The following is a 20,495-nucleotide window of genomic DNA, read 5'->3' on the forward strand; positions in this document are numbered from 1 at the left end:
GCTACTCGTTGGCTGACAATTCTGACAACTCCCGGCTTAAAAGCTGGTTGTCGCCCAGATTAAGCTCAATTAGCCGTTTTAAGTGGCCAGCACTTTCCAGATCAATTTTGACACAGTGCAGTCCAAGCATATCATCATGCTGATGGGCAATGCTGACCTGCATACTGAAATCCAGCGGGTAGTCGCTTAAATGCACCCGTAATGTCAGTGGTCCATGCGTGGCAGGGCTCCAGCTTGCTGGTAGGCTAACTAAGGCACCTTTTAAGGATAAATCAAGCACATCAGTAGGGTAGCTGTAGTCGGTGGTTTCTAAATGAGCTTTACCCTGAAAATTGACCCGGCTAAACCGTCGCTGTTCCATAGAACCCCCATACAATAGTTGATGCTAGTGTAGCTGCTTTAACGGTAAATAGCAGCGAATCATCGATGTCACCGCAGTGAAAAATTGTCAGTTATTTTTACAATAGAAATAAATTCTCTAACCTAAAAGAGCATCATCTTATTAAGTTATTGGTAAATAACATATATTAATGTTTATTAAAGTTGGTCCCTATTTTGCTAACACATTAGTGATGATAAAAAAGTAAGGACTTAACATGCTAAAGCAAATAAAAGAATCAATCAAAAAGCAGACTAAAACCGTAGGATTAATTCTGATAGCCAGCGCTGCGTTTTCAGCGCAAGCAACAATAATGGAAGTTACCCCGGACAATGTCATGTGGGCTGGTGATGCCAACAGCGCAATCACTGATACTGCGCCACGCAGCGGTAATGGCTCAGTGCAGTTGCAAGGCGACAGAACCCGCTTTTTTGGCCTGGGTAATCCATTCGACCCGTTAAGTAATATTGGCTTACTGGATGAGCTGCTGGATTTCAGTTTTGAGTGGGCAATTTCTTCAGCCAGTAGCAACAATTATCACCCGGACTATACTCCGGCGCTTCGTTTGCATATTTGGGATGGTAGTCAGCGCAGTGAACTGATCTGGGAAGGTGCTTACAATGACGTTTACGGCAATATCAGCAAAGATACCTGGTATCAGACAGCCTTCACTGATAATTTTTATCAGTGGGTGTCTGGGGTTGGGGTAACAGAGATATACAACCGGACATTGACTGACTGGCAAAGTTTGTATTCTGACGGTGCCTATATCTCTGCGGTAAGCATGGGGGCAGGCAGTGGCGCAACCACAGACTACCTTGCATTTGGTGATAACCTTACCCTGCAAATTGGCAGTGGCCCTGCGATAACCTATAACTTTGAACTTGCGGCAACAGCAGTTCCTGAGCCTGCTGGTATAGCATTATTTGCAGGTGGCTTATTGCTATTAATGCGCCGTTTCAAAGCGAAAAATTAAGTATCTGATTTTATAAGTAAAAAGGCTGCAATATTGCAGCCTTTTTTATATTAAAATACAGCAGTCAGCTAACTTCTTCACCAGCCGCCTGGCGATCGGCATGATATGACGAGCGCACAAAGGGGCCGCAGGCGGCGTGTTTAAAGCCGATGCTATTGGCAAAGTGTTTTATTTCATCAAATTCGGCTGGCGGCATATAGCGTTTTACCGGCAGGTGGTGCTTGCTCGGTTGCAAATACTGGCCTACGGTCAGCATATCGACATCATGATCGCGTAAGTCTTGCAAGACCTGCAGCAGCTCTTCGGTAGTTTCACCCAGGCCAACCATTAAGCCGGATTTGGTAGACACCTGTGGATGCGCTTCTTTAAAACGTTTTAATAAAGTCAGTGACCATTTGTAATCGGCACCCGGCCGCGCCAGTTTATAAAGCCGCGGTGCGGTTTCCAGATTGTGGTTAAATACATCCGGTGGGCTTTTGCTCAGAATTTCCAGTGCCACATCCATCCGGCCCCGGAAATCCGGTACCAGCACTTCAATTTTAATCTCCGGGCTGTATTTGCGAATCGCAGTAATACAGTCAGCAAAATGCTGGGCACCGCCGTCGCGTAAGTCGTCGCGGTCAACTGAGGTAATGACAACGTACTTCAATTTCATATCACGAATGGTTAACGCCAGCTTTTCCGGTTCTTCAGCGCTGGGTGGCAATGGCCGGCCGTGGGCAACATCACAAAACGGACAACGCCGGGTACAAATAGCACCAAGGATCATAAAGGTTGCGGTGCCGTGATTAAAACATTCCGGCAGGTTAGGGCAGGCGGCTTCTTCGCACACCGAATGCAGGCCATGTTTACGCATAGCCCCTTTAATCTGATCGATCCGCTCGGTAGTTTTTGGTAATTTAATTTTTAACCACGACGGCTTACGCAGCATTTCATCAGGTTCGGTTGGTAGTACCTTAACCGGAATTAATGCCATTTTGTCAGCGTCACGTAATTTAACACCGGGTTCCATACGCGCTGTTTTCGTCATTTTACCACTCTAACCCTGTTTTAAAACTCAGTTCTGATACGGCCAGAAGCCGCTGAAAAATGTTACTTATCTCGGTTTTCGCCTGGCCTATTGTCAGGGGGCCACCATAATCTTTGCTCTGGATCATCTGCATTCCGGCGTAACCACAGGGGTTTATCCGGTTAAAAGGGCTCAGATCCATATCGACATTTAACGCCAGACCATGGAAGGTACAGCCTTTGCGAACCCTTAAACCCAGCGAAGCAACTTTCTTACCGTCGATATAAACGCCTGGCGCATCGGGTCTGGCATTAGCCGTTGTGCCATGTTGTGCAAGCAGGTCAATTAACGCCTGCTCCAGTAAACTAACCAGTTCGCGCACACCCAGTTTGCGGCGTTTAATATCCAGAAGCACATACACCACCAGCTGACCGGGGCCGTGATACGTTACCTGACCGCCACGGTCCACTTTTACCACCGGTATATCGCCCGGTAATAGCAGGTGTTCTGCCTTACCTGCCTGGCCCTGGGTAAACACCGCAGGGTGTTCCAGCAACCATAGCTCGTCGGCTGTGTGTTCATCCCGCTCATCAGTAAAGCGTTGCATAGCCTGCCATACCTGGGTATAGTCCTGGCTGCCTAAATCACGGATAACAAGTTGCTGGCTGAGAGTCACGGCTTTCTCCGCTCTAAAACTGGCTGCATTATAGCGATTTGTGCCGCTAATGCGAGTTCAGCAAATTAAAGTACGTAGCGAACACGTTCAATTTTGCCAAGCTCTGTATACAGCAGTTCAATATGATCCTTACTGGTTACCGTTACTTTTACCGATACTGAATGATAGTTGCCTTTGGCGCTTGGTTTAACGCTAGGGCTGTAATCTGTCGCGTCGGTATGGCGACAAATAACGCTCATCACTTCATCAACCAGTTCAGGTTCAGCCAGGCCCAGCACTTTAAAGTTAAACTGGCACGGAAACTCCAGGTACTGATCAAATTTGGTGTCTTTTACTTCGTTCGCCATACTTATACTCTCATTGTCGCTGTTGTTTTACTGCTACTGTTTAGTGCCGAATATCTGCCCGTTATTGTAACAAAAAATCCCGGCAGGTGCCGGGACTTGTCTGACAGGCAGCACGCGGTTTAGTTAAACTGCATTTTTACGTAATCAATCATCCGGCTGAAAAAGCCACCACGGCCAACTTCTTCCAGGGCAACCAGCGGATACTCTGCAATATCTTCACCTTCCAGTTTCAGGTAGATGGTACCAACAACCTGGCCTTTGTTTATGGGGGCGATCAGTTCCTCATTCAAGCTGACTTCTGCTTTCAGGTTGCGTCGCTGCCCGCGGGCAATGGTGATTGGGGTGCTTTGCAGCAGGCCCAGTTTAATTTGTTCTTTGTCGCCCTGCCAGACACGTTGCTCGGCAAACTCTTCACCGCTCTGGTAGGGTGAAAAGGTTTCAAAAAACCTGAAACCATAGCTCAATAGTTTTTTGTTTTCGTTGGCGCGGGCCCGCTCACTCTCGGCCCCCATCACCACTGATACCAGGCGCATGCCATCGCGGGTGGCAGAGGTGATCAGGCTATAGCCTGCTTCGCTGGTGTGGCCGGTTTTAATACCGTCAACATCCAGACTGCGGTCCCATAACAGTGAATTACGATTGTACTGCCGGATATTATTGTAGGTGAACTCTTTTTCGGCATAAATGGCATATTCTTCCGGCACATCTCTGATCATGGCCACTGACAACTTAGCCATATCCCTGGGGGTAGTATATTGCTCGGCTACCGGCAAGCCATGGCTATTACCAAAGCGGGTATTGTCCATACCAAGGCGCTGGGCATGGGCATTCATTAAATCGACAAAGGCGCTCTCGCTACCGGCAATGTGCTCGGCCATTGCCACACAGGCATCATTACCGGACTGAATGATAATGCCTTTGTTTAAATCAGCCACTGATACCTGAGTGCCCACTTCGATAAACATCAGGGACGAGCCCGGGAAATTCTTTGCCCAGGCCTTTTCGCTGATGGTAACTTTATCATCCAGGCTAATATTGCCGTTCTTCAACTCAGTACCAATAACATAGCTGGTCATCATTTTGGTCAGACTGGCTGGCGACAATGACATATCGGCGTTTTCTTCAGACAACACCTTGCCGGTATCAAAGTCGATTAAGATGTGGCCTTTAGCGGCAACAGTGGGAGCCTGAGGGATCACAACCTGAGCCTGGGTGAAACTGGCAAAACAAAAACTACTGATGGCAACAAGGCCGGAGGTAACGATGCGTCTGTAACTATTCATGAGACCCGTTCTTTTATTATTTGAAATGGTGAAAGTAAAATGTCACTGCATACTGTTAACTGCATTTTTTATTTAACTGCATCCTTTGTTTAACTGCATACGGTGCTATCGAAAAAATAGGCGCCAGGGTATTGGTTAGCTTTTAATTTCGCCAACCAGTCACGGGCTTGCCGTTTGTCTTTACTCGGACCCACCAGCAGCCGGAAAATTCCATCTGCCGCCTGAATTTGGGTGGGTACTGCAAGTTTTTTAGTAACTTCAGTACTTAACTGGTTAAGTTTATCGTTATCGGTACTGGCAAAAATCTGAATATAACATTGTTGTTTAGTATTCACTAAATCCTGCGCCAGCATGGCCGGAGATTTTATTAGTTCTAACTGAACTCTGGCTGTACCCCGCTGCAACATCCCTATTTTACTGGCTGCAGAATAAGATAAATCAATTATCCGATCGCGGTGAAAAGGCCCACGGTCATTTACCCGGACAATAGCACTCTGACCATTATCCAGGTTGGTTACTTTAACATAAGATGGCAGCGGCAGGGTTTTGTGGGCCGCGGTCATGGCAAACATATTGTATGTTTCGCCATTGGAGGTCAGATGGCCGTGAAATTTACTGCCATACCAGGAAGCAATGCCAGTTTCGGTAAATACGGTAGCATCCGCTATCGGCGTATAGTGCTGGCCAAAAACCTGATACGGCCGGTTGCCGCCCCGGCTAAGTGGTTCAGCCTTCGGCGCCGGATCTGTCATTTCCAGTAAGGTAGGTAGCCGCGCCGGTTTACTGTCCTGCTGTTGCTGATAACGGCCGGCATTGGGCGATACCTGTGTTGGTGCTGAACTGCAAGCTGTCAGTAGCAACAGCATGGTTGCTAGTGTTGTAAAACAATAAAGTCTAAACATTTGCTAACATCCGCTTATGAGTACTAACCGACATCAACACCCCAAATGCAGCCATCAGGGTTACCATCGAAGTGCCGCCATAACTGACCAGAGGCAGCGGCACGCCTACTACCGGTAATAGCCCGGAAACCATCCCGATATTGACGAACACATAAACAAAAAAAGTCAGGGTGAAACTGGCTGCGACCAGTTTACTGAAATTATCCTGCGCCTTACTGGCAATAATTAAACCACGGCCAATGATAAACAAATAAATAGCCAACAGAAAAATGACACCAATCAGGCCAAACTCTTCACTTAAAACCGAGAAAATAAAGTCGGTGTGGCGCTCTGGTAAAAACTCCAGCTGTGATTGGGTGCCCTGTAACCAGCCTTTGCCGTTAACCCCGCCGGAACCTATGGCAATTTTCGATTGAATAATATGATAACCCGAACCCAGCGGATCGGTTTCCGGGTTCAGAAAAGTCAGCACCCGTTGTCGCTGATAATCGTGCATTAAAAAATACCACATTACCGGGGCAAACGCTGATACCAGCACGGCAATAAAACTTATCAGCCGCCAACTCATGCCAGCCATAAACAATACAAACACACCTGACATGGCAATTAACAGCGACGTGCCCAAATCGGGTTGCTTAGCAATCAGCAGAGTTGGAATAGCACACATCATAAAGCCAATAAATAAATGCCATAAACGCGGCGGTAAATTATGAGACGCAATAAACCAGGCAACCGCCATTGGTACAGCCAGTTTCATAATTTCTGAAGGTTGAAACTTCATAAAGCCTAAATCAAGCCAGCGCTGGGCACCTTTGCCAACATAGCCAAACAATAATACGGCAACCAGCATCAGCAGGCCAACGCTAAACAAGGCAATAGCCCAACGTCTGATGGTTTGCGGGTCAAGTTGGGCGACCCCAACCATAACGGCTAACGCAACACCCAGCCGGATGACCTGCGCTTTCATCATCGCTTCACTCTGGCCGGTAGCACTGTATAAAATTACCAGTCCAAACGTCAGCAATGCCAGCAGGCCAAGCAGCAATGGCAGGTCAATATGAAAGGCGGCAAATTTGCCACTGCGCTGTGCCGGGTCAACCATAGTGCTATTCATTGCTATTGACTCCGGCAGAAAAGTAGTAATCCAAAAACTGCCGGCCAACAGGTGCGCCGACACTGCTGCCACCACCGGTATTCTCAACCGCTACCGCAAACACCACGGTAGGGTTTACTGCCGGCGCATAGCCAATAAACATGGCGTTGTCACGCAGCCGCTCGTCCAGCGCATCGGCATCATATTTGGCATCCTGAGCAATGGCGACAATCTGAGCGGTACCGGTTTTACCGCCTGAGGTGTAGGTGGTATTGCTAAATGCGTTGCGGGCCGTACCTGTGACCACCGTTCTTACCATGGTATCGGCAATAATGTCCCAGTTTCGTTCATCAATCACATTCACACCAGGCCGCAGGCCCGGGTCGACTAACTCATTGCTGTCTGCTGAATGAAGTTCCGCGGCCATATGCGGTGTAGGCATCATCCCCTTGTTCACAATGACCGCGGTAGATACTGCCAGTTGCAATGGTGTTGCTGTCCAGAAGCTCTGGCCGATGCTTAGCGGCACCGTATCACCCGGATACCAGGGTTGGTTAAAGCGGGCCCGCTTCCAGCCGCGCGACGGCATATTGGCGCTGGCTTCCTCATGAATGTCGATACCAGTGCGCTCACCAAACCCAAACTGGCGCATGTAATCGGAAATCCGGTCGATACCCAGTTTTATGCCAAGGTCATAAAAGTAAATATCGCAGCTTTGGGCCACCGCGCTGTATACATCAACCCAACCATGGCCGCCCCTTTTCCAGTCACGAAACCGGTGATCACTATTTGGCAGAGTAAAGAAGCCCGGATCCCAAATTTTGGTATCCGGTTGCACGGTATCGGTTTCCAGCGCTAATAGCGCCAGGTGGGGCTTAATCGTTGACGCCGGCGGGTAAATGCCTTGCGTAGCGCGGTTTATCAGCGGCCGGTCGGGTGAATGGAGCAGTGCGTTGTAGGCGGTGCTACTTATGCCGTGCACAAACAAATTCGGGTCGTAACTGGGGTTAGAGTAAAATGCCAGCACGGCACCATCGCGTGGATCCATCGCAACAATAGCACCGCGATTTTCGTTAAGTGTTTGCTGAGCAGTAAGTTGCAGGCCAACATCCAGGCTTAAGCGAATATTTTTGCCAGAGCGGGCAGGTACAGAGCGCAATACCCGGATAATCCTGCCGCGGTTATTCACTTCTACTTCCTGAAAGCCCATGGTGCCGTGCAGTTGTTCCTCGTAGTACCGTTCCAGCCCCAGCTTACCTATTTCCCGGCTGGCAGCGTAGTTTGCCAGCACACCTTGCTCTTCAAGGCGTTGCAGATCGTTGGTATTAATTTTACCAATGTAGCCCAGGGCATGGGTAAATAAATCACCGAAAGGATAATGACGGCTAAGTCTGGCTTCTACTGTTACACCAGGGAAACGGTGCAGGTTAACGGAAATAATGGCCACTTCCTGTTCGTCTAACCGCTCTTTTAGCGCAATAGAATTAAACCTTCGTTGCTGCCTGACTTGTTGCAGAAAATCCTGTTGCTGCTCTTCAGATATTTCAATCAGTGCCGCGAGGCGGGCGAGGGTGGCGTCGATATCATCAATTTGTTCAGGTACCAGTTCCAGGGAAAACACCGGCCGGTTTTCTGCCAGTAAAATACCATTGCGATCGCTAATTAAACCGCGGTTAGGTGCCAGCGGTAATACTTTTATCCGGTTACCTTCAGAGCGGATTTGATAATCCTGATAAGAGCGCACCTGCAGGTTATACATATTAACTAAAATCACGCTGAACAAGCAGCAAACTATCAGCATCGCTATCGCCGCTCTGCTGTTAAACAGACGGGTTTCGGCGGCAATGTCCTGCATAGCAACGCGTTTTTTAAGCATAACTACTCGCGGTGATAAGGATGGTTAGTACTGATACTCCAGGCCCGGTAGAGTGCTTCTGCCAGGACCACCCGCACCATAGGATGGGGCAGGGTAAGCGCGGACAATGACCACTTGGCTTCACTGGCAGCAATGCAGGCCGGTGACAGGCCTTCCGGCCCACCCACTAATAGTGCAACATCACGGCCATCCTGCTGCCACTGTTCCAGCCGCTGCGCCAGTTGCGGGCTACTCCAGTTGTCACCGGTCACTTCCAGGGTAACAATCCGGCTGCCTTTGCTGACAGCCGCCAGCATTTTTTCGCCTTCAAGCTCCAGGATCCGCTTTATGTCGGCATTTTTGCCGCGTTTGCCGGCCGGGATCTCTATCAGCTCCAACGGCATATCGCGGCCAAAACGTCTGGCGTACTCGTTAAAACCGGTTTGCACCCAGTCAGGCATCTTTGTGCCAACGGCGATCAGGCTTAGCTTCATACCGGCTCAGGCACTCCAGAGTTTTTCCAGCTGATAAAAGTCGCGTGTTTCTTCCAGCATCACATGGACAACAACAGAATCTAAATCGAGCAATACCCACTCACCGCTGCTTTCGCCCTCAATACCCAGTGGCTGAACACCGGCTTTTTTGCACGCTGCAGCCAGGTAGCCGGCAACAGATTTGGCATGACGGGTCGATGTACCTGAGCAGATCACCATAAATTCAGTTACGCTTGATTTGCCCCGGACATCTAAAGTGACGATATCCCGGCCTTTCAAATCATCAATTTTGTCTGTGACAAAGGCAACCAGTTCGTTCGTTTGCACCTATTTTCCTCAATGCTGACTAAAAGCGGCTATTTTAACACAGTTTTGCCACTGTTATAGCGCTTCGCTCTGGTAGAGTTGATGTTGCTGAATATAGTTCAGTACTTGCAAAGAAACTTCAGGGATATTTTGCTGCTTACGGGCAAGTGCGGCCCGAATCGCTGTGGCACTGATGGCAAATTCAGGATTATCCAGCTCGACAATACAGCCATGATCAGATTGCCGCAATGCGGCTGTTGTAGCACCAAACTCTGCCAGCAGTGCAGGCGCATCGCCATTCTGATTACTGTAGCCCGGGCGCTGACAGACAATCAGGTGGCCCAGCTGCAGGATGTGTTGCCAGTTGTACCATTGCTTAAAATAACATAGTGAGTCCATACCAATGACAAAAGCCAGCGTAGCGGTGGGCATCTGTTGCTTTAACATTGCCAGGCTGTCAGCAGTGTATGAGGGGCTGTCGCGGTTTAGTTCCAGTGGTTGTAATTGCATGTCAGGTTCATCAGCAATGGCCAGTTCAACCATAGTTGCCCGTTGTCTGGCACTGACACCGGGGCTTGCCCGATGAGGCGGCAAATGACAGGGCATTAATTGCAATTGATCTAAGCCACAATGCTCAATGACATAGCGGCCACAGGCCAGATGGCCCTGATGAACAGGGTCGAAAGTACCGCCTAAAATGCCAATAACAGCAGCTGATTTCGTTTGGTTAGTCGTCATGATGTTGTTGTAAACTAAAGGCACGAGGTACCGGTTTGATAAATAAGCAAACCAGATGGCCAAGCGCCGTGGTAACATCGGCCAGTTGGCCCGCTTTATACAACCGGTCAAATGCGGCCAGTTCCTGCAATAAATAATTCAGGTAACTTAACGATAAACGCTGTAGTGCCTGCTGATACAGCGGCTGGCGTTTGGGCCAGATAGCCAGTTGTTTATAGGTCTGGCTAAGCGCAATACCCTGTAACTGGTCATGTTGCAGCTGCTGCAACTGTTGTAAATCCCGCTGCAGTTGCCAGATGATTATTGCCGGCTCCAGATCCTGCTCTAATAAGCGCTGAAGCCGGTGTAATGCCTGCTGGCTTTCGCCTGCCAGAATGGCATCACCTAGCTGAAATACAGTAAAGCTGGAGTGATCAGCTAAAAAGTCTGCCAGCATATCGGCATCGATCCGTTGTTCAGGATGGGTCAGGGCCAGTTTCTCCAGTTCCTGCCGGGCAGCGAGCAGGTTGCCGGCGCTGTGGTGTTGCAACAGGTTAAAGGCATCGGCCGTAAGTTGTAAGTTCAGCTGGCGGGCGCGTTGTTGCAGCCACTGGTAGGCCTGACGATCGTCCAGCGGATAAATGGCTACCTGTATTGCATGCTGTTGCAGTTGTTTAAACCACGCCAGCTTACTGACCTCAGCAAAACTGCGCTGGCCATGCAACACCAGCACGATGTCGGGTGACAGCGTATTAGCTAACTGTTTTAGTTGTTCACTGGCATTGGCTGGCAGCTTCTGCCCCAGTTCCAGCTCTATCAGCCGTTTGTCAGCAAACAGTGACATGGCACCCAGTTCGTTATGCAACTGGCTCCAGTCAAACTGGTTATCTACGGTAAAGCTCAGCCGTTCGGCAAAGCCCTGGGTTTTTGCTGCCTGGCGTATGGCATCAATGGCTTCGAGCTTTTGTAGCGGCTCGTCACCAAAAACCAGATAGCATGCCGCTAACCCTTGCTGAAGCTGGGTAACCAGCTGGTTAGCGTACAGCTTTTGCATCAGCCTAACCGGGCCAGCTGCCGGATGATCCGATTCGCGGCCTGCTGGCGCAACTCACTGAGCAATAAGTCCAGCTCGCGCGCTTTTGCCAGAGCCTGATTCGGGTCGTCCTGATAATCACGGTACAGTTCAAACTGATTAAAAGCCGGCTCAGCGCCTGGCATAATTAAATTGTAACTGACTTTATAGATCAGTTCGTACTCGGCAACCTGACCGCTGGGAAACAACGACAGGGTCCGGCGCTCCAGTGTGTCACTGAGCAGTTGAATGGTCGGAGCGTCTGTCTGCATGCTACCGAGTAAGCGAACGCTGTTCTGTTGTAACCGCGCGTTTAGCAGCTTAGCCAATTCAGAGTGTGCTTCGCTTTGCACATAAACAGCCGGGAACTGGCTAAGTGGCAGGTTGCCCCGCAAATGAAAACCGCAGCTGCTCAGCGTCAGCGTCAGCACTGCTGCTATCGCCATTTTCAGCATCTTAGCCAACCACCAGGTTCAGCAGTTTACCCGGCACGTAAATCACTTTACGAACGGTAACGCCGTCCAGATAGCGCTGGACGTTATCATCCTGTTTAGCCTCTTCAAGCACCTGTTGCTCTGTGGCGTCGGCACTTACCGTCACCTTAGCCCGCACTTTGCCATTTATTTGCACCACCACCAGTTTTTCGTCTTCAACCATCGCCTGTTGGTCAACCACCGGCCATGGCGTTTGCTCAATACCCTGACTCTGGCCCATTTGCTGCCATAAATACTGTGCCACATGCGGGGTGATCGGGTTTAGCAGCTGTAACATGGCCAGCACGGCTTCATGCATAACGGCCTTATCCTGCCCACTGGCCAGGCTGGCCCGCTGCAGTTTATTGCTCAGCTCCATAATGGCGGCAATAGCGGTATTAAAGGTATAGCGCCGGCCGATATCATCACTGACTTTAAAGATGGTTTTATGCAGCTCGCGCCGTAATGCTTTCTGCTCGTTGTTTAAAGCACTCAGCTGCAACGGCTCAGGCGTGCCGGCAGCCTGCACGTCATGCACCAGGGTGTAAACCCGTTTAATAAAACGGTGTGCTCCTTCCACGGCTGAGTCTGACCATTCCAGGGTTTGCTCCGGTGGGGCAGTAAACATCATAAACAAACGCACTGTATCGGCACCGTACTGGTTTATAACCTGCTGCGGGTCGATACCATTGTTTTTTGACTTGGACATCTTGCTCATACCGGCAGATTGCACCGGCAAGCCATCAGTCTGCAGTACGGCCTGAATGATCCGGCCTTTTTCGTCGCGTTCTACTGTTACATCCTGCGGTGATAACCATTGTTTACCGCCATTTTCAGTTTCGCGATAGAACGTTTCAGCCAGTACCATGCCCTGACACAATAAGCGTTTAAAAGGTTCATCGCACTGTACCAGGCCAACATCACGCAGCAATTTATGGAAGAAGCGGGCGTAAAGCAGGTGCAAAATGGCATGCTCAATACCACCAATATACTGGTCTACCGGCAGCCAGTAATTGGCTTTAGCCGGGTCCAGCATCGCCTGGTCATGATCCGGGCTGCAATAGCGGGCATAGTACCAGCTCGACTCCATAAAGGTATCAAAGGTGTCGGTTTCATGAAATGCCGGCGCGCCGTTGTATTCGGTTTTAGCCCAGTTGGCATCTGCTTTAATCGGTGAGGTGACACCGTCCATGACGACATCTTCCGGTAACCGCACCGGTAGTTGATCTGCCGGCACCGGTACCACAGAGCCATCAGCCAGATTTAACATCGGAATAGGGGTACCCCAGTAGCGCTGACGTGATACGCCCCAGTCACGCAGCCGGTAATTCACTTTCACCTCGCCTTTACCGATACTGGCCAGCTTGGCAGCTATTGCTTTAAAGGCTTCGCTGAATTCCAGGCCATCAAATTCTGCCGAGTTAATCAGGGTGCCTTTTTCAGTATAGGCCGCCTGGCTTAAATCAGCGGGGTCGCCACTGCTGGCGGCAACAACCTGTTTAATGGTCAAACCATATTTGCTGGCAAATTCATAATCGCGTTGGTCGTGGCCTGGTACAGCCATCACAGCGCCAGAGCCGTAATCCATCAGCACAAAATTGGCTACCCATACCGGCAGTTGTTCACCGGTTAACGGGTGAACCGCAAAAATGCCGGTAGCACAGCCTTTTTTCTCCATGGTTGCCAGCTCGGCTTCAGCCAGCTTGCCACCTTTGCAGTCGTCAATAAACGCCGCCAGCTCGGGATTGGTTGCCGCCGCTTCGCGGGCCAGCGGATGCTGCGCCGCCACGGCCAGATAGGTTACACCATACAACGTATCCGGCCGGGTGGTGTACACTTCAACTTCAGTGTCTTTACCGGCAATATCAAACCGGATATTGACGCCTTCAGAGCGGCCAATCCAGTTTTTCTGCATGGTTCGTACCTGTTCAGGCCATTCTGTCAGCTGCTCTAAATCAGCCAGTAGTTCCTCAGCATAGGCGGTAATTTTAATAAACCACTGGGCCAGCTCACGCTGCTCAACCACCGCACCGGAGCGCCAGCCGCGGCCATCAATTACCTGTTCATTAGCCAGCACACACTGATCAACCGGGTCCCAGTTAACGGTTGCCATTTTTTTATAAACCAGGCCTTTCTCATACAGCTTGGTAAAAAACCACTGCTCCCAGCGATAATAGTCGGGTTTGCAGGTTGCGACTTCGCGGCTCCAGTCATAACCAAAGCCCAGCCGTTTCAGCTGGTTTTTCATGTAATCGATATTTTCGTAAGTCCATTTGGCTGGCGCGGTTTTATGGTTAATCGCCGCGTTTTCTGCCGGTAAACCAAACGCATCCCAGCCCATTGGCTGCATAACATTTTTACCCTGCATCCGTTGAAAACGGCTTACCACATCGCCAATGGTATAGTTACGCACATGACCCATGTGCAAACGTCCGCTTGGGTAGGGGAACATTGACAGGCAATAAAACTTTTCTTTGCTGGGATCTTCCGTCACCTTAAAGGCGTTGTCGGCTTCCCATTGTTGTTGCAAAGCGGTTTCAATTTGCTGCGGGTCATATTGTTGTTGCATTTACATCATCCACGATAAAGTTCTGGCAGGGCCGGCATGGCCGGGAAAAGTGGCTATAGCATACCGCAGCACGGTTTTGACAACAATAAGCAAGCGTGTTGTCTATACTGGAAAAACCAACAAGGAGGCAATATGAGTGATTTTTATAAAAAGTATCAGCGCTGGCTGGCCGGATTTAACCGTGACATGCAGCAAAATCCGGATAATCAGGACAACCCGTTACTTAAATTTTCCGATACCTTAAAAGCTTATGTTAAGGCCGGTAAAGATCTTAGCGCATACGAGACCCGGCTGTTTATTGAAACATTAAAGCGGCAATGGCATGAGTATGACGAGACCACGGAGCAAAACCCGCCTGCTGAACAAACTGCGCCATCGCTGTGGCCTGAAGCGTTGTGGCAGGAGCTTAGCAATATCACCGATAAAACCCAGCTGGAGTGGCAGGAGCTGACTCAGGATTTTAAACATCAGGGCGTTTACTATCAGGGCGAAATGGTAGGTATGGGCCGTTACCGGTGCAGCAACTGTTATCAGCATATCGATTACACCCATCCAGCTGACTTATTAGCCTGCAGCCATTGTGGCGGGGTTCAGTTTTACCGGGAAGGGTTGCCTGTCTGATCTAATCTGTTAAAGGCGGCGGTGATAACAAAGTAATGATTTTGACCTGTTATGACTCTGCAAGCCATCTTGTCGCTGTTTTTACTGGTTTTAGCGCGTTTAAACCCCTATAATACGCGCTTATTTTTTCACAGTGTTCAATTATTGAGCAATAAGCGTTTAGCAATAAATGCTGCCCAAAAAGCATTGAGTAAAAAGGAAATGCAGCAGCTGTGCTGTATTTCAGCAAATAACCTGTTGGACATGTAAATGATTAATTCCCTCAAGCAGAACTGGTTCTCCAATATCAGAGGAGATGTTCTGTCTGCTATTGTCGTCGCGCTCGCCCTTATTCCGGAAGCGATTGCTTTCTCCATTATTGCCGGGGTTGATCCTAAGGTCGGTTTATATGCCTCTTTTGCTATTTGTTTAATTATTGCCTTTGCCGGGGCCCGGCCAGCGATGATCTCCGCTGCTACCGGTGCTATGGCGCTGCTGATGATCACCCTGGTAAAAAACCATGGTCTGGAATACCTGCTGGCGGCCACCTTGCTTTGTGGTGTGATTCAGATTGTGTTCGGTATTTTTAAGCTGGGCGACTTAATGCGCTTTGTCTCACGCTCGGTGGTTACCGGCTTTGTTAATGCGCTGGCCATTCTGATTTTTATGGCACAGTTACCCGAGCTCAGCGGCACTTACGGTACCACCATGGTATACGGTATGACAGCGCTGGGGCTGGCGATTATTTATCTGTTTCCCTATGTGACCAAAACCATACCCTCTCCATTAATTTGTATCATCGTACTTACTGCGCTGTCGCTGTATTTCGGCCTGGATATCCGCACTGTGGCCGATATCGGCGAACTGCCGGATAGTCTGCCGATATTCCTGTGGCCGGAAGTACCTCTGACGCTGGAAACCCTGCAGATTATTTTCCCGTATTCACTGGCACTGGCGGTGGTAGGTATTCTGGAATCACTGATGACGGCGACCATTGTTGATGATTTAACCGATACCAGCAGTGATAAAAACCGTGAATGTGTGGGCCAGGGTGTCGCGAATATAGGCTCAGGTTTAATTGGCGGTATGGCAGGCTGCGCGATGATTGGCCAGTCAATTATTAACGTGAAATCCGGTGGCCGCACCCGCTTATCTACGCTGTTAGCCGGCATTTTACTGCTGATAATGGTAGTGTTTTTAGATAAGTGGGTGGGGTTGATTCCAATGGCGGCGCTGGTTGCCATTATGATTATGGTATCTATCGGCACCTTTAGCTGGTCGTCAGTAAAAGATTTACGCAAAAACCCGAAAAGCTCTTCGGTGGTAATGATCATGACGGTCATCGTGGTGGTCGCTACCCACAACCTGGCATACGGTGTACTGGTGGGCGTGTTACTAAGCGCACTGTTTTTTGCCAACAAGGTGGGCCAGATTCTGTATATTGGCTCAAAGCTCACTTCCGATGGCCATCAGCGTGATTACCAGGTTGTCGGTCAGGTGTTTTTTACCTCTGCCGAGCAGTTTATCGCTGGCTTTGATTTTAAAGAAGCGGTAGAAAAAGTCAGCATTGATTTAAGCCGGGCCCACTTCTGGGATATTACGGCAGTGAGTTCCCTGGATAAAGTGGTGCTGAAATTCCGCCGTGAGGGCACTGCCGTAGAACTGATTGGCTTAAATGAAGCCAGCGCCACCCTGGTTGATAAGTTCGCTGTTCACAATCAGCCTGATGCGGTAGCCAAGCTGATGGGCCATTGATTAAAGGCAACAGGAGAAACAACAATGACTAAAAAAGTAATGGCGTGTATTGACGCCTCGCCTTATGCCGAAGCGGTTTGTGATTATGCGGTCTGGGCTGCAAAACGTTTATCGGTGCCAATGGCCGTTATTCATGTGCTGGATAAAGCCCAGCATACCCATACCCCGGATTTAAGCGGCAGCATTGGCCTGGGGTCACAGGAAGTGCTACTGCAGCAGTTAGCCGAGCTGGATGAAAAACACGGTAAGCTGGCAATGGAGCGCGGCCGGGTTATGCTGGATGCCGCCAAAAACCGGGCCGGCCAAGCCGGCGTACCGGGCGTTGATGAACGGTTGCGCCATGGCTCTCTGGTTGAAACCCTGGTTGAACTGGAAGAAGAAACCCGCTTACTGGTGCTGGGCAAACGGGGCTTTAGCAGTGCTGATGCCCATGGCCATCTGGGGCTGCATGTTGAGCGGGTGATCCGCAGCTTACATAAACCTATTTTATTAACCCAGCAAAGTTACAAAGAGCCGCAACGGATAATGTTGGCTTATGATGGCAGCGCAACCGCTTTAAAAGGGCTTGAAATGCTGGCCGCCAGCCCGCTGGGCAAAGGTTTACCGGTGCATCTGGTAATGGCCGGTGCCAATATTGAAGCTGCGCAGCAGCAAATGGAAACTGCGGCCGTTATTTTGCGCAACGCCGGTTTTGATACCCGGGTGGCTATTGTTGGCGGCGAGCCGGACGAAGTGTTAAATCAGTACCAGCAGGAGCATCATATCGATCTGATGGTTATGGGGGCTTATGGTCACTCTCGTATCCGTCAGTTTATTGTGGGCAGTACTACTACTGCCATGATTAGCAAAGCGAAATGCTCTTTGTTAATCCTTCGCTGATAAAACAGGCAGCCCGGCTCCCTGCCGGGTCGTCTGTTTTATCGTAATATCAATGTTGTTTAAATCTGAAGTAACCAATCATGTTTAAGTTCAGCATCATTCTGTGTAGTTTGCTCGCGTTACTGTGTTCACCTGCTGTATTTGCTGCCAGCGGTCCTCTGGTGTTAACTGCTTCGACAACGGGTTATATCGCCTTATTTGTTTTTATCATTGCCTACCTATTGGTAATGCTGGAAGAAAAAATTCATTTGCGTAAATCAAAGCCGGTACTGGTGGCGGCGGGTATTATCTGGGCACTGATTGGCTGGCGCTATATTCAGGCTGATATGCCAACGGTTACCGAGGATGCGTTCCGCCATACTTTGCTCGAGTTTGCTGAGCTGATGCTGTTTTTGTTAGTCGCGATGACCTATATCAACGCCTTGGAAGAGCGGCGGGTGTTTGATGCGTTACGCAGCTGGATGATCCGAAAGGGCTTTAGCTACCAGTCGTTGTTTTGGATCACTGGTATTTTGTCATTTTTCATCTCGCCTATTGCCGACAACCTGACAACTGCTTTGTTAATGTGTGCTGTTGTGATGAAAGTGGCTGAGGGTGATAAGAAATTTATCAACCTGTGCTGCATTAATATTGTGGTCGCGGCCAACGCGGGTGGTGCCTTCAGCCCCTTTGGTGATATCACCACGTTAATGGTATGGCAAGCTGGTGTATTGCGCTTTATGGAGTTTCTGGCCCTGTTTTTACCATCAGTGGCTAACTACCTGATCCCCGCCATTATTATGAGTTTCTTTGTTGAAAAACGTAAACCCTCGGCGGTGTTTGAGGACGTTGAATTAAAACGCGGTGCCATCAGGATTTTGTGTTTGTTCCTGTTAACTATTGCTACAGCCGTTGCTTTTCACTCTATACTGCACTTACCACCGGTATTAGGCATGATGACAGGTTTAGGTTATCTGCAGTTTTTTGGGTTTTTCTTGCGGGTGACTTTACCCGGTTCACTGGCACGCAAGCGCGCTATGGCTGAGCGGGCCGGCGATCAGGAGCGGATCAAATCATTGGGGCAGATTGTGCCATTCGATGTGTTTAATCGGGTAGCACGGGCAGAGTGGGATACCTTACTGTTTTTTTACGGTGTCGTGATGTGTGTCGGCGGCCTGGGTTTTATGGGCTATCTGGAACTAATGTCGAACGTGCTGTACACCCAATGGGATGCCACCTACGCCAATATTGCGCTGGGGCTTATTTCAGCGGTAATTGATAATATTCCTGTGATGTTTGCAGTGCTTACCATGATGCCGGAGATGTCACATGGTCACTGGTTATTGATCACCCTGACAGCCGGGGTGGGCGGTAGCTTGCTCTCTATTGGCTCGGCGGCTGGTGTGGCCCTAATGGGCCAGGCACGAGGTTATTATACTTTTGCCGGCCACCTGAAATGGACGCCAGTGATTTTCCTGGGCTACATTGCCAGTATTGCGGTGCATTTATGGTTAAATGCCGGCAGTTTCGCTGAATTTGGTATGGCCAGCTAAAGAGATTTACATCTGCATGCTATCTCAGGGCTGCTAAGCTTAGCCGCACAGCCTGAAAGTCTGCTCACTTAGCCAGCGTTTTAGCTGGCTGAGTGGGCAATGCAAAAGAGGAGATGCAATGACTAAACTTCAAGATCAGCGTTTATTGAAAAATGCGTCGTACTGGCAGGGCGAGTGGCATAACGCCGACACTTGTTTTGATGTTATTAATCCGGCAACTGGCGATGTTATTGCGCAGGTTGCAGATGCCAGTGCCGCTGATGCTGAAAAGGCGCTTGCGGCTGCTGATAATGCTTTCCCCGCCTGGGCTGCCCGGCCTGCGGCAGAGCGCGCAGATTTGCTGCAGCGCTGGCAGCAATTGCTGTTAGAGCATCAGGACGATTTAGGCTTACTGTTAACGCTGGAGCAGGGCAAACCGCTGGCTGAAGCCAAAGGCGAAATAGCCTATGGTGCCTCTTACCTGCAATGGTTTGCTGAAGAAGCGAAGCGGGTATATGGCGACACTATTCCTGCCAAATCAGGTGATCAGCGGATCATTGTTATTAAACAGCCGGTGGGTGTGGTTGCCGCTGTTACACCGTGGAATTTTCCTAATGCCATGATTGCCCGTAAAGCGGCAGCCGCCCTGGCAGCCGGTTGTACCTTTGTGGTTAAACCCGCGCAGTTAACGCCGCTGTCGGCATTAGCAATGGCAGAGTTAGCGCAGCGCGCCGGTATTCCGGCCGGGGTGTTTAATGTGGTTACCGGCACCGATGCCAAAGCCATTGGTAATGTATTAACCCAGGATAAGCGGGTGGCCAAATTCAGTTTTACCGGCTCTACCAACGTCGGTAAACAGCTGGCCAAACAGTGCGCCGGCACAGTTAAACGGGTATCGCTAGAGCTTGGCGGCAATGCCCCCTTTATTGTATTTGACGATGCTGACTTAGATGCAGCCATTGACGGCCTGATGGCATCAAAGTTTCGCAATGCCGGCCAAACCTGCGTTTGTACTAACCGGGTTTTGGTGCAAAAAAGTGTGCAGCAAGCCTTTACCGACAAACTGCAGCAGGCTATTGGCAAATTGAAACTGGGTAACGGCACTGATGAAAACGTAGACATTGGCCCGCTGATAAATAACGATGCCTGCGACAAAGTTGACGAGTTGCTTAAGCAAGCAACTGAAAGCGGCGCTAAGGTACATTGTGGCGGTAAACGCCAGGCAGCAGACAGCCTGTTTTATTTACCAACGCTGCTAACCGGTGTTAATAATAATATGGCAGTGGCGCAAGAAGAAATATTTGGCCCGGTAGCCGCGGTGCAAAGTTTCGATGATGAGGCTGAAGCGATAGCGCTGGCTAATGCCACCGAATCAGGGTTGGCAGCCTATTTTTATAGCCGGGATATTGGCCGCTGCTGGCGGGTTGCCGAGGCTCTGCACTATGGTATGGTCGGCGTAAACGAGGGTATGGTATCTAACCCAAGTGCGCCATTTGGCGGGGTTAAACAGTCCGGTTATGGCCGGGAAGGTTCAAAATATGGCCTGGATGATTATCTGGATATCAAGTATTTATGTCTGGGTGGGTTAGCTAAGTAACC

At 49.7% G+C, this 20,495-nt stretch carries 20 protein-coding genes; 6 read left to right on the plus strand and 14 right to left on the minus strand.

The annotated features are described in order from the left end of the window. Position 1: 1 nt before the first annotated feature. Positions 2 to 361, minus strand: a complete 360-nt coding sequence (locus tag KQY15_RS10575; protein WP_217669163.1) for a PilZ domain-containing protein — start codon at positions 359 to 361, stop codon at positions 2 to 4. 235 nt (positions 362 to 596) lie between these two features. On the opposite strand from KQY15_RS10575, the gene KQY15_RS10580 reads away from it, so the two are divergent. Then, positions 597 to 1,355: a hypothetical protein gene (locus KQY15_RS10580; RefSeq protein WP_217669164.1), complete on the plus strand. Its 759-nt coding sequence runs from the start codon at positions 597 to 599 to the stop codon at positions 1,353 to 1,355. 64 nt (positions 1,356 to 1,419) lie between these two features. Here the strand turns inward: KQY15_RS10580 and lipA are convergent, their stop codons facing one another. From lipA to leuS, 13 genes are all read right to left on the minus strand, one after another. Then, the gene (gene lipA / locus KQY15_RS10585; protein WP_217669165.1) at positions 1,420 to 2,385 is read right to left on the minus strand and encodes a lipoyl synthase; all 966 of its coding nucleotides are present in this window, start codon (positions 2,383 to 2,385) and stop codon (positions 1,420 to 1,422) included. Position 2,386: 1 nt separating this feature from the next. After that, entirely contained in the window at positions 2,387 to 2,971 is a 585-nt protein-coding gene (gene lipB / locus KQY15_RS10590; RefSeq protein ID WP_254795657.1) for a lipoyl(octanoyl) transferase LipB, read from the minus strand. Positions 2,972 to 3,105: 134 nt separating this feature from the next. Beyond that, positions 3,106 to 3,387, minus strand: a complete 282-nt coding sequence (gene ybeD / locus KQY15_RS10595; RefSeq protein WP_217669167.1) for a DUF493 family protein YbeD — start codon at positions 3,385 to 3,387, stop codon at positions 3,106 to 3,108. 119 nt (positions 3,388 to 3,506) lie between these two features. Next, positions 3,507 to 4,670: a serine hydrolase gene (locus KQY15_RS10600; RefSeq protein ID WP_217669168.1), complete on the minus strand. Its 1,164-nt coding sequence runs from the start codon at positions 4,668 to 4,670 to the stop codon at positions 3,507 to 3,509. Between the two features lie 89 nt (positions 4,671 to 4,759). Beyond that, positions 4,760 to 5,572: a septal ring lytic transglycosylase RlpA family protein gene (locus tag KQY15_RS10605; protein ID WP_217669169.1), complete on the minus strand. Its 813-nt coding sequence runs from the start codon at positions 5,570 to 5,572 to the stop codon at positions 4,760 to 4,762. Next, positions 5,565 to 6,686, minus strand: a complete 1,122-nt coding sequence (gene rodA, locus KQY15_RS10610) for a rod shape-determining protein RodA (RefSeq protein WP_217669170.1) — start codon at positions 6,684 to 6,686, stop codon at positions 5,565 to 5,567. Before rodA ends, KQY15_RS10605 begins: the two co-directional genes overlap by 8 nt. Next, positions 6,679 to 8,541, minus strand: coding sequence for a penicillin-binding protein 2 (gene mrdA, locus KQY15_RS10615; RefSeq protein WP_217669171.1), 1,863 nt, complete (start codon positions 8,539 to 8,541; stop codon positions 6,679 to 6,681). The genes rodA and mrdA overlap by 8 nt, the downstream gene beginning before the upstream one ends. A 2-nt stretch (positions 8,542 to 8,543) precedes the next feature. Continuing rightward, on the minus strand, positions 8,544 to 9,014 hold the full coding sequence (gene rlmH, locus KQY15_RS10620) for a 23S rRNA (pseudouridine(1915)-N(3))-methyltransferase RlmH (RefSeq protein WP_217669172.1): 471 nt from the start codon (positions 9,012 to 9,014) through the stop codon (positions 8,544 to 8,546). 6 nt (positions 9,015 to 9,020) lie between these two features. Continuing rightward, a complete protein-coding gene (gene rsfS / locus KQY15_RS10625) occupies positions 9,021 to 9,341 on the minus strand; it encodes a ribosome silencing factor (protein ID WP_217669173.1) in 321 nt (106 codons plus the stop codon). Positions 9,342 to 9,395: 54 nt separating this feature from the next. Continuing rightward, positions 9,396 to 10,058 carry a nicotinate-nucleotide adenylyltransferase gene (gene nadD / locus KQY15_RS10630; RefSeq protein ID WP_217669174.1) on the minus strand — a complete coding sequence of 221 codons (663 nt, stop codon included), beginning with the start codon at positions 10,056 to 10,058 and terminating at the stop codon, positions 9,396 to 9,398. Continuing rightward, positions 10,048 to 11,091, minus strand: a complete 1,044-nt coding sequence (gene holA / locus KQY15_RS10635; protein WP_217669175.1) for a DNA polymerase III subunit delta — start codon at positions 11,089 to 11,091, stop codon at positions 10,048 to 10,050. Before holA ends, nadD begins: the two co-directional genes overlap by 11 nt. Then, positions 11,091 to 11,555, minus strand: a complete 465-nt coding sequence (locus KQY15_RS10640) for an LPS-assembly lipoprotein LptE (protein WP_254795637.1) — start codon at positions 11,553 to 11,555, stop codon at positions 11,091 to 11,093. The genes holA and KQY15_RS10640 overlap by 1 nt, the downstream gene beginning before the upstream one ends. A 10-nt stretch (positions 11,556 to 11,565) precedes the next feature. Further along, positions 11,566 to 14,151 carry a leucine--tRNA ligase gene (leuS, locus tag KQY15_RS10645; protein ID WP_217669177.1) on the minus strand — a complete coding sequence of 862 codons (2,586 nt, stop codon included), beginning with the start codon at positions 14,149 to 14,151 and terminating at the stop codon, positions 11,566 to 11,568. Between the two features lie 132 nt (positions 14,152 to 14,283). Between leuS and KQY15_RS10650 the strand changes: the two genes are divergently transcribed. The 5 genes from KQY15_RS10650 to KQY15_RS10670 all read left to right on the plus strand — a co-directional run bounded on the left by KQY15_RS10650 (position 14,284) and on the right by KQY15_RS10670 (position 20,493). Beyond that, positions 14,284 to 14,772 carry a zinc ribbon-containing protein gene (locus tag KQY15_RS10650; RefSeq protein ID WP_217669178.1) on the plus strand — a complete coding sequence of 163 codons (489 nt, stop codon included), beginning with the start codon at positions 14,284 to 14,286 and terminating at the stop codon, positions 14,770 to 14,772. A 249-nt stretch (positions 14,773 to 15,021) separates the two neighbouring features. Next, positions 15,022 to 16,506, plus strand: coding sequence for a SulP family inorganic anion transporter (locus KQY15_RS10655; RefSeq protein WP_217669179.1), 1,485 nt, complete (start codon positions 15,022 to 15,024; stop codon positions 16,504 to 16,506). A gap of 24 nt (positions 16,507 to 16,530) precedes the next feature. Further along, positions 16,531 to 17,385 carry a universal stress protein gene (locus tag KQY15_RS10660; protein WP_217669180.1) on the plus strand — a complete coding sequence of 285 codons (855 nt, stop codon included), beginning with the start codon at positions 16,531 to 16,533 and terminating at the stop codon, positions 17,383 to 17,385. Between the two features lie 80 nt (positions 17,386 to 17,465). Continuing rightward, positions 17,466 to 18,917 (plus strand): sodium:proton antiporter NhaD, encoded by a 1,452-nt coding sequence (nhaD, locus tag KQY15_RS10665; protein ID WP_217669181.1) that lies wholly within the window; start codon positions 17,466 to 17,468, stop codon positions 18,915 to 18,917. 118 nt (positions 18,918 to 19,035) lie between these two features. After that, a complete protein-coding gene (locus KQY15_RS10670) occupies positions 19,036 to 20,493 on the plus strand; it encodes an NAD-dependent succinate-semialdehyde dehydrogenase (protein ID WP_217669182.1) in 1,458 nt (485 codons plus the stop codon). Positions 20,494 to 20,495: the final 2 nt, after the last annotated feature.

The sequence above is a fragment of the Arsukibacterium indicum genome (assembly GCF_019100565.1).
Lineage (GTDB): Bacteria > Pseudomonadota > Gammaproteobacteria > Enterobacterales > Alteromonadaceae > Alishewanella > Alishewanella indicum.

What these genes read in the sequence shown, in the direction of transcription:
- KQY15_RS10575 (WP_217669163.1), bottom strand. Translation starts at nt 361, where the DNA reads ATGGAACAGCGACGGTTTAGCCGGGTCAATTTTCAGGGTAAAGCTCAT.
- KQY15_RS10580 (WP_217669164.1), top strand. Translation starts at nt 597, where the DNA reads ATGCTAAAGCAAATAAAAGAATCAATCAAAAAGCAGACTAAAACCGTA.
- lipA (WP_217669165.1), bottom strand. Translation starts at nt 2,385, where the DNA reads ATGACGAAAACAGCGCGTATGGAACCCGGTGTTAAATTACGTGACGCT.
- lipB (WP_254795657.1), bottom strand. Translation starts at nt 2,971, where the DNA reads ATGCAACGCTTTACTGATGAGCGGGATGAACACACAGCCGACGAGCTA.
- ybeD (WP_217669167.1), bottom strand. Translation starts at nt 3,387, where the DNA reads ATGGCGAACGAAGTAAAAGACACCAAATTTGATCAGTACCTGGAGTTT.
- KQY15_RS10600 (WP_217669168.1), bottom strand. Translation starts at nt 4,670, where the DNA reads ATGAATAGTTACAGACGCATCGTTACCTCCGGCCTTGTTGCCATCAGT.
- KQY15_RS10605 (WP_217669169.1), bottom strand. Translation starts at nt 5,572, where the DNA reads ATGTTTAGACTTTATTGTTTTACAACACTAGCAACCATGCTGTTGCTA.
- rodA (WP_217669170.1), bottom strand. Translation starts at nt 6,686, where the DNA reads ATGAATAGCACTATGGTTGACCCGGCACAGCGCAGTGGCAAATTTGCC.
- mrdA (WP_217669171.1), bottom strand. Translation starts at nt 8,541, where the DNA reads ATGCTTAAAAAACGCGTTGCTATGCAGGACATTGCCGCCGAAACCCGT.
- rlmH (WP_217669172.1), bottom strand. Translation starts at nt 9,014, where the DNA reads ATGAAGCTAAGCCTGATCGCCGTTGGCACAAAGATGCCTGACTGGGTG.
- nadD (WP_217669174.1), bottom strand. Translation starts at nt 10,058, where the DNA reads ATGACGACTAACCAAACGAAATCAGCTGCTGTTATTGGCATTTTAGGC.
- holA (WP_217669175.1), bottom strand. Translation starts at nt 11,091, where the DNA reads ATGCAAAAGCTGTACGCTAACCAGCTGGTTACCCAGCTTCAGCAAGGG.
- KQY15_RS10640 (WP_254795637.1), bottom strand. Translation starts at nt 11,555, where the DNA reads ATGGCGATAGCAGCAGTGCTGACGCTGACGCTGAGCAGCTGCGGTTTT.
- leuS (WP_217669177.1), bottom strand. Translation starts at nt 14,151, where the DNA reads ATGCAACAACAATATGACCCGCAGCAAATTGAAACCGCTTTGCAACAA.
- KQY15_RS10650 (WP_217669178.1), top strand. Translation starts at nt 14,284, where the DNA reads ATGAGTGATTTTTATAAAAAGTATCAGCGCTGGCTGGCCGGATTTAAC.
- KQY15_RS10655 (WP_217669179.1), top strand. Translation starts at nt 15,022, where the DNA reads ATGATTAATTCCCTCAAGCAGAACTGGTTCTCCAATATCAGAGGAGAT.
- KQY15_RS10660 (WP_217669180.1), top strand. Translation starts at nt 16,531, where the DNA reads ATGACTAAAAAAGTAATGGCGTGTATTGACGCCTCGCCTTATGCCGAA.
- nhaD (WP_217669181.1), top strand. Translation starts at nt 17,466, where the DNA reads ATGTTTAAGTTCAGCATCATTCTGTGTAGTTTGCTCGCGTTACTGTGT.
- KQY15_RS10670 (WP_217669182.1), top strand. Translation starts at nt 19,036, where the DNA reads ATGACTAAACTTCAAGATCAGCGTTTATTGAAAAATGCGTCGTACTGG.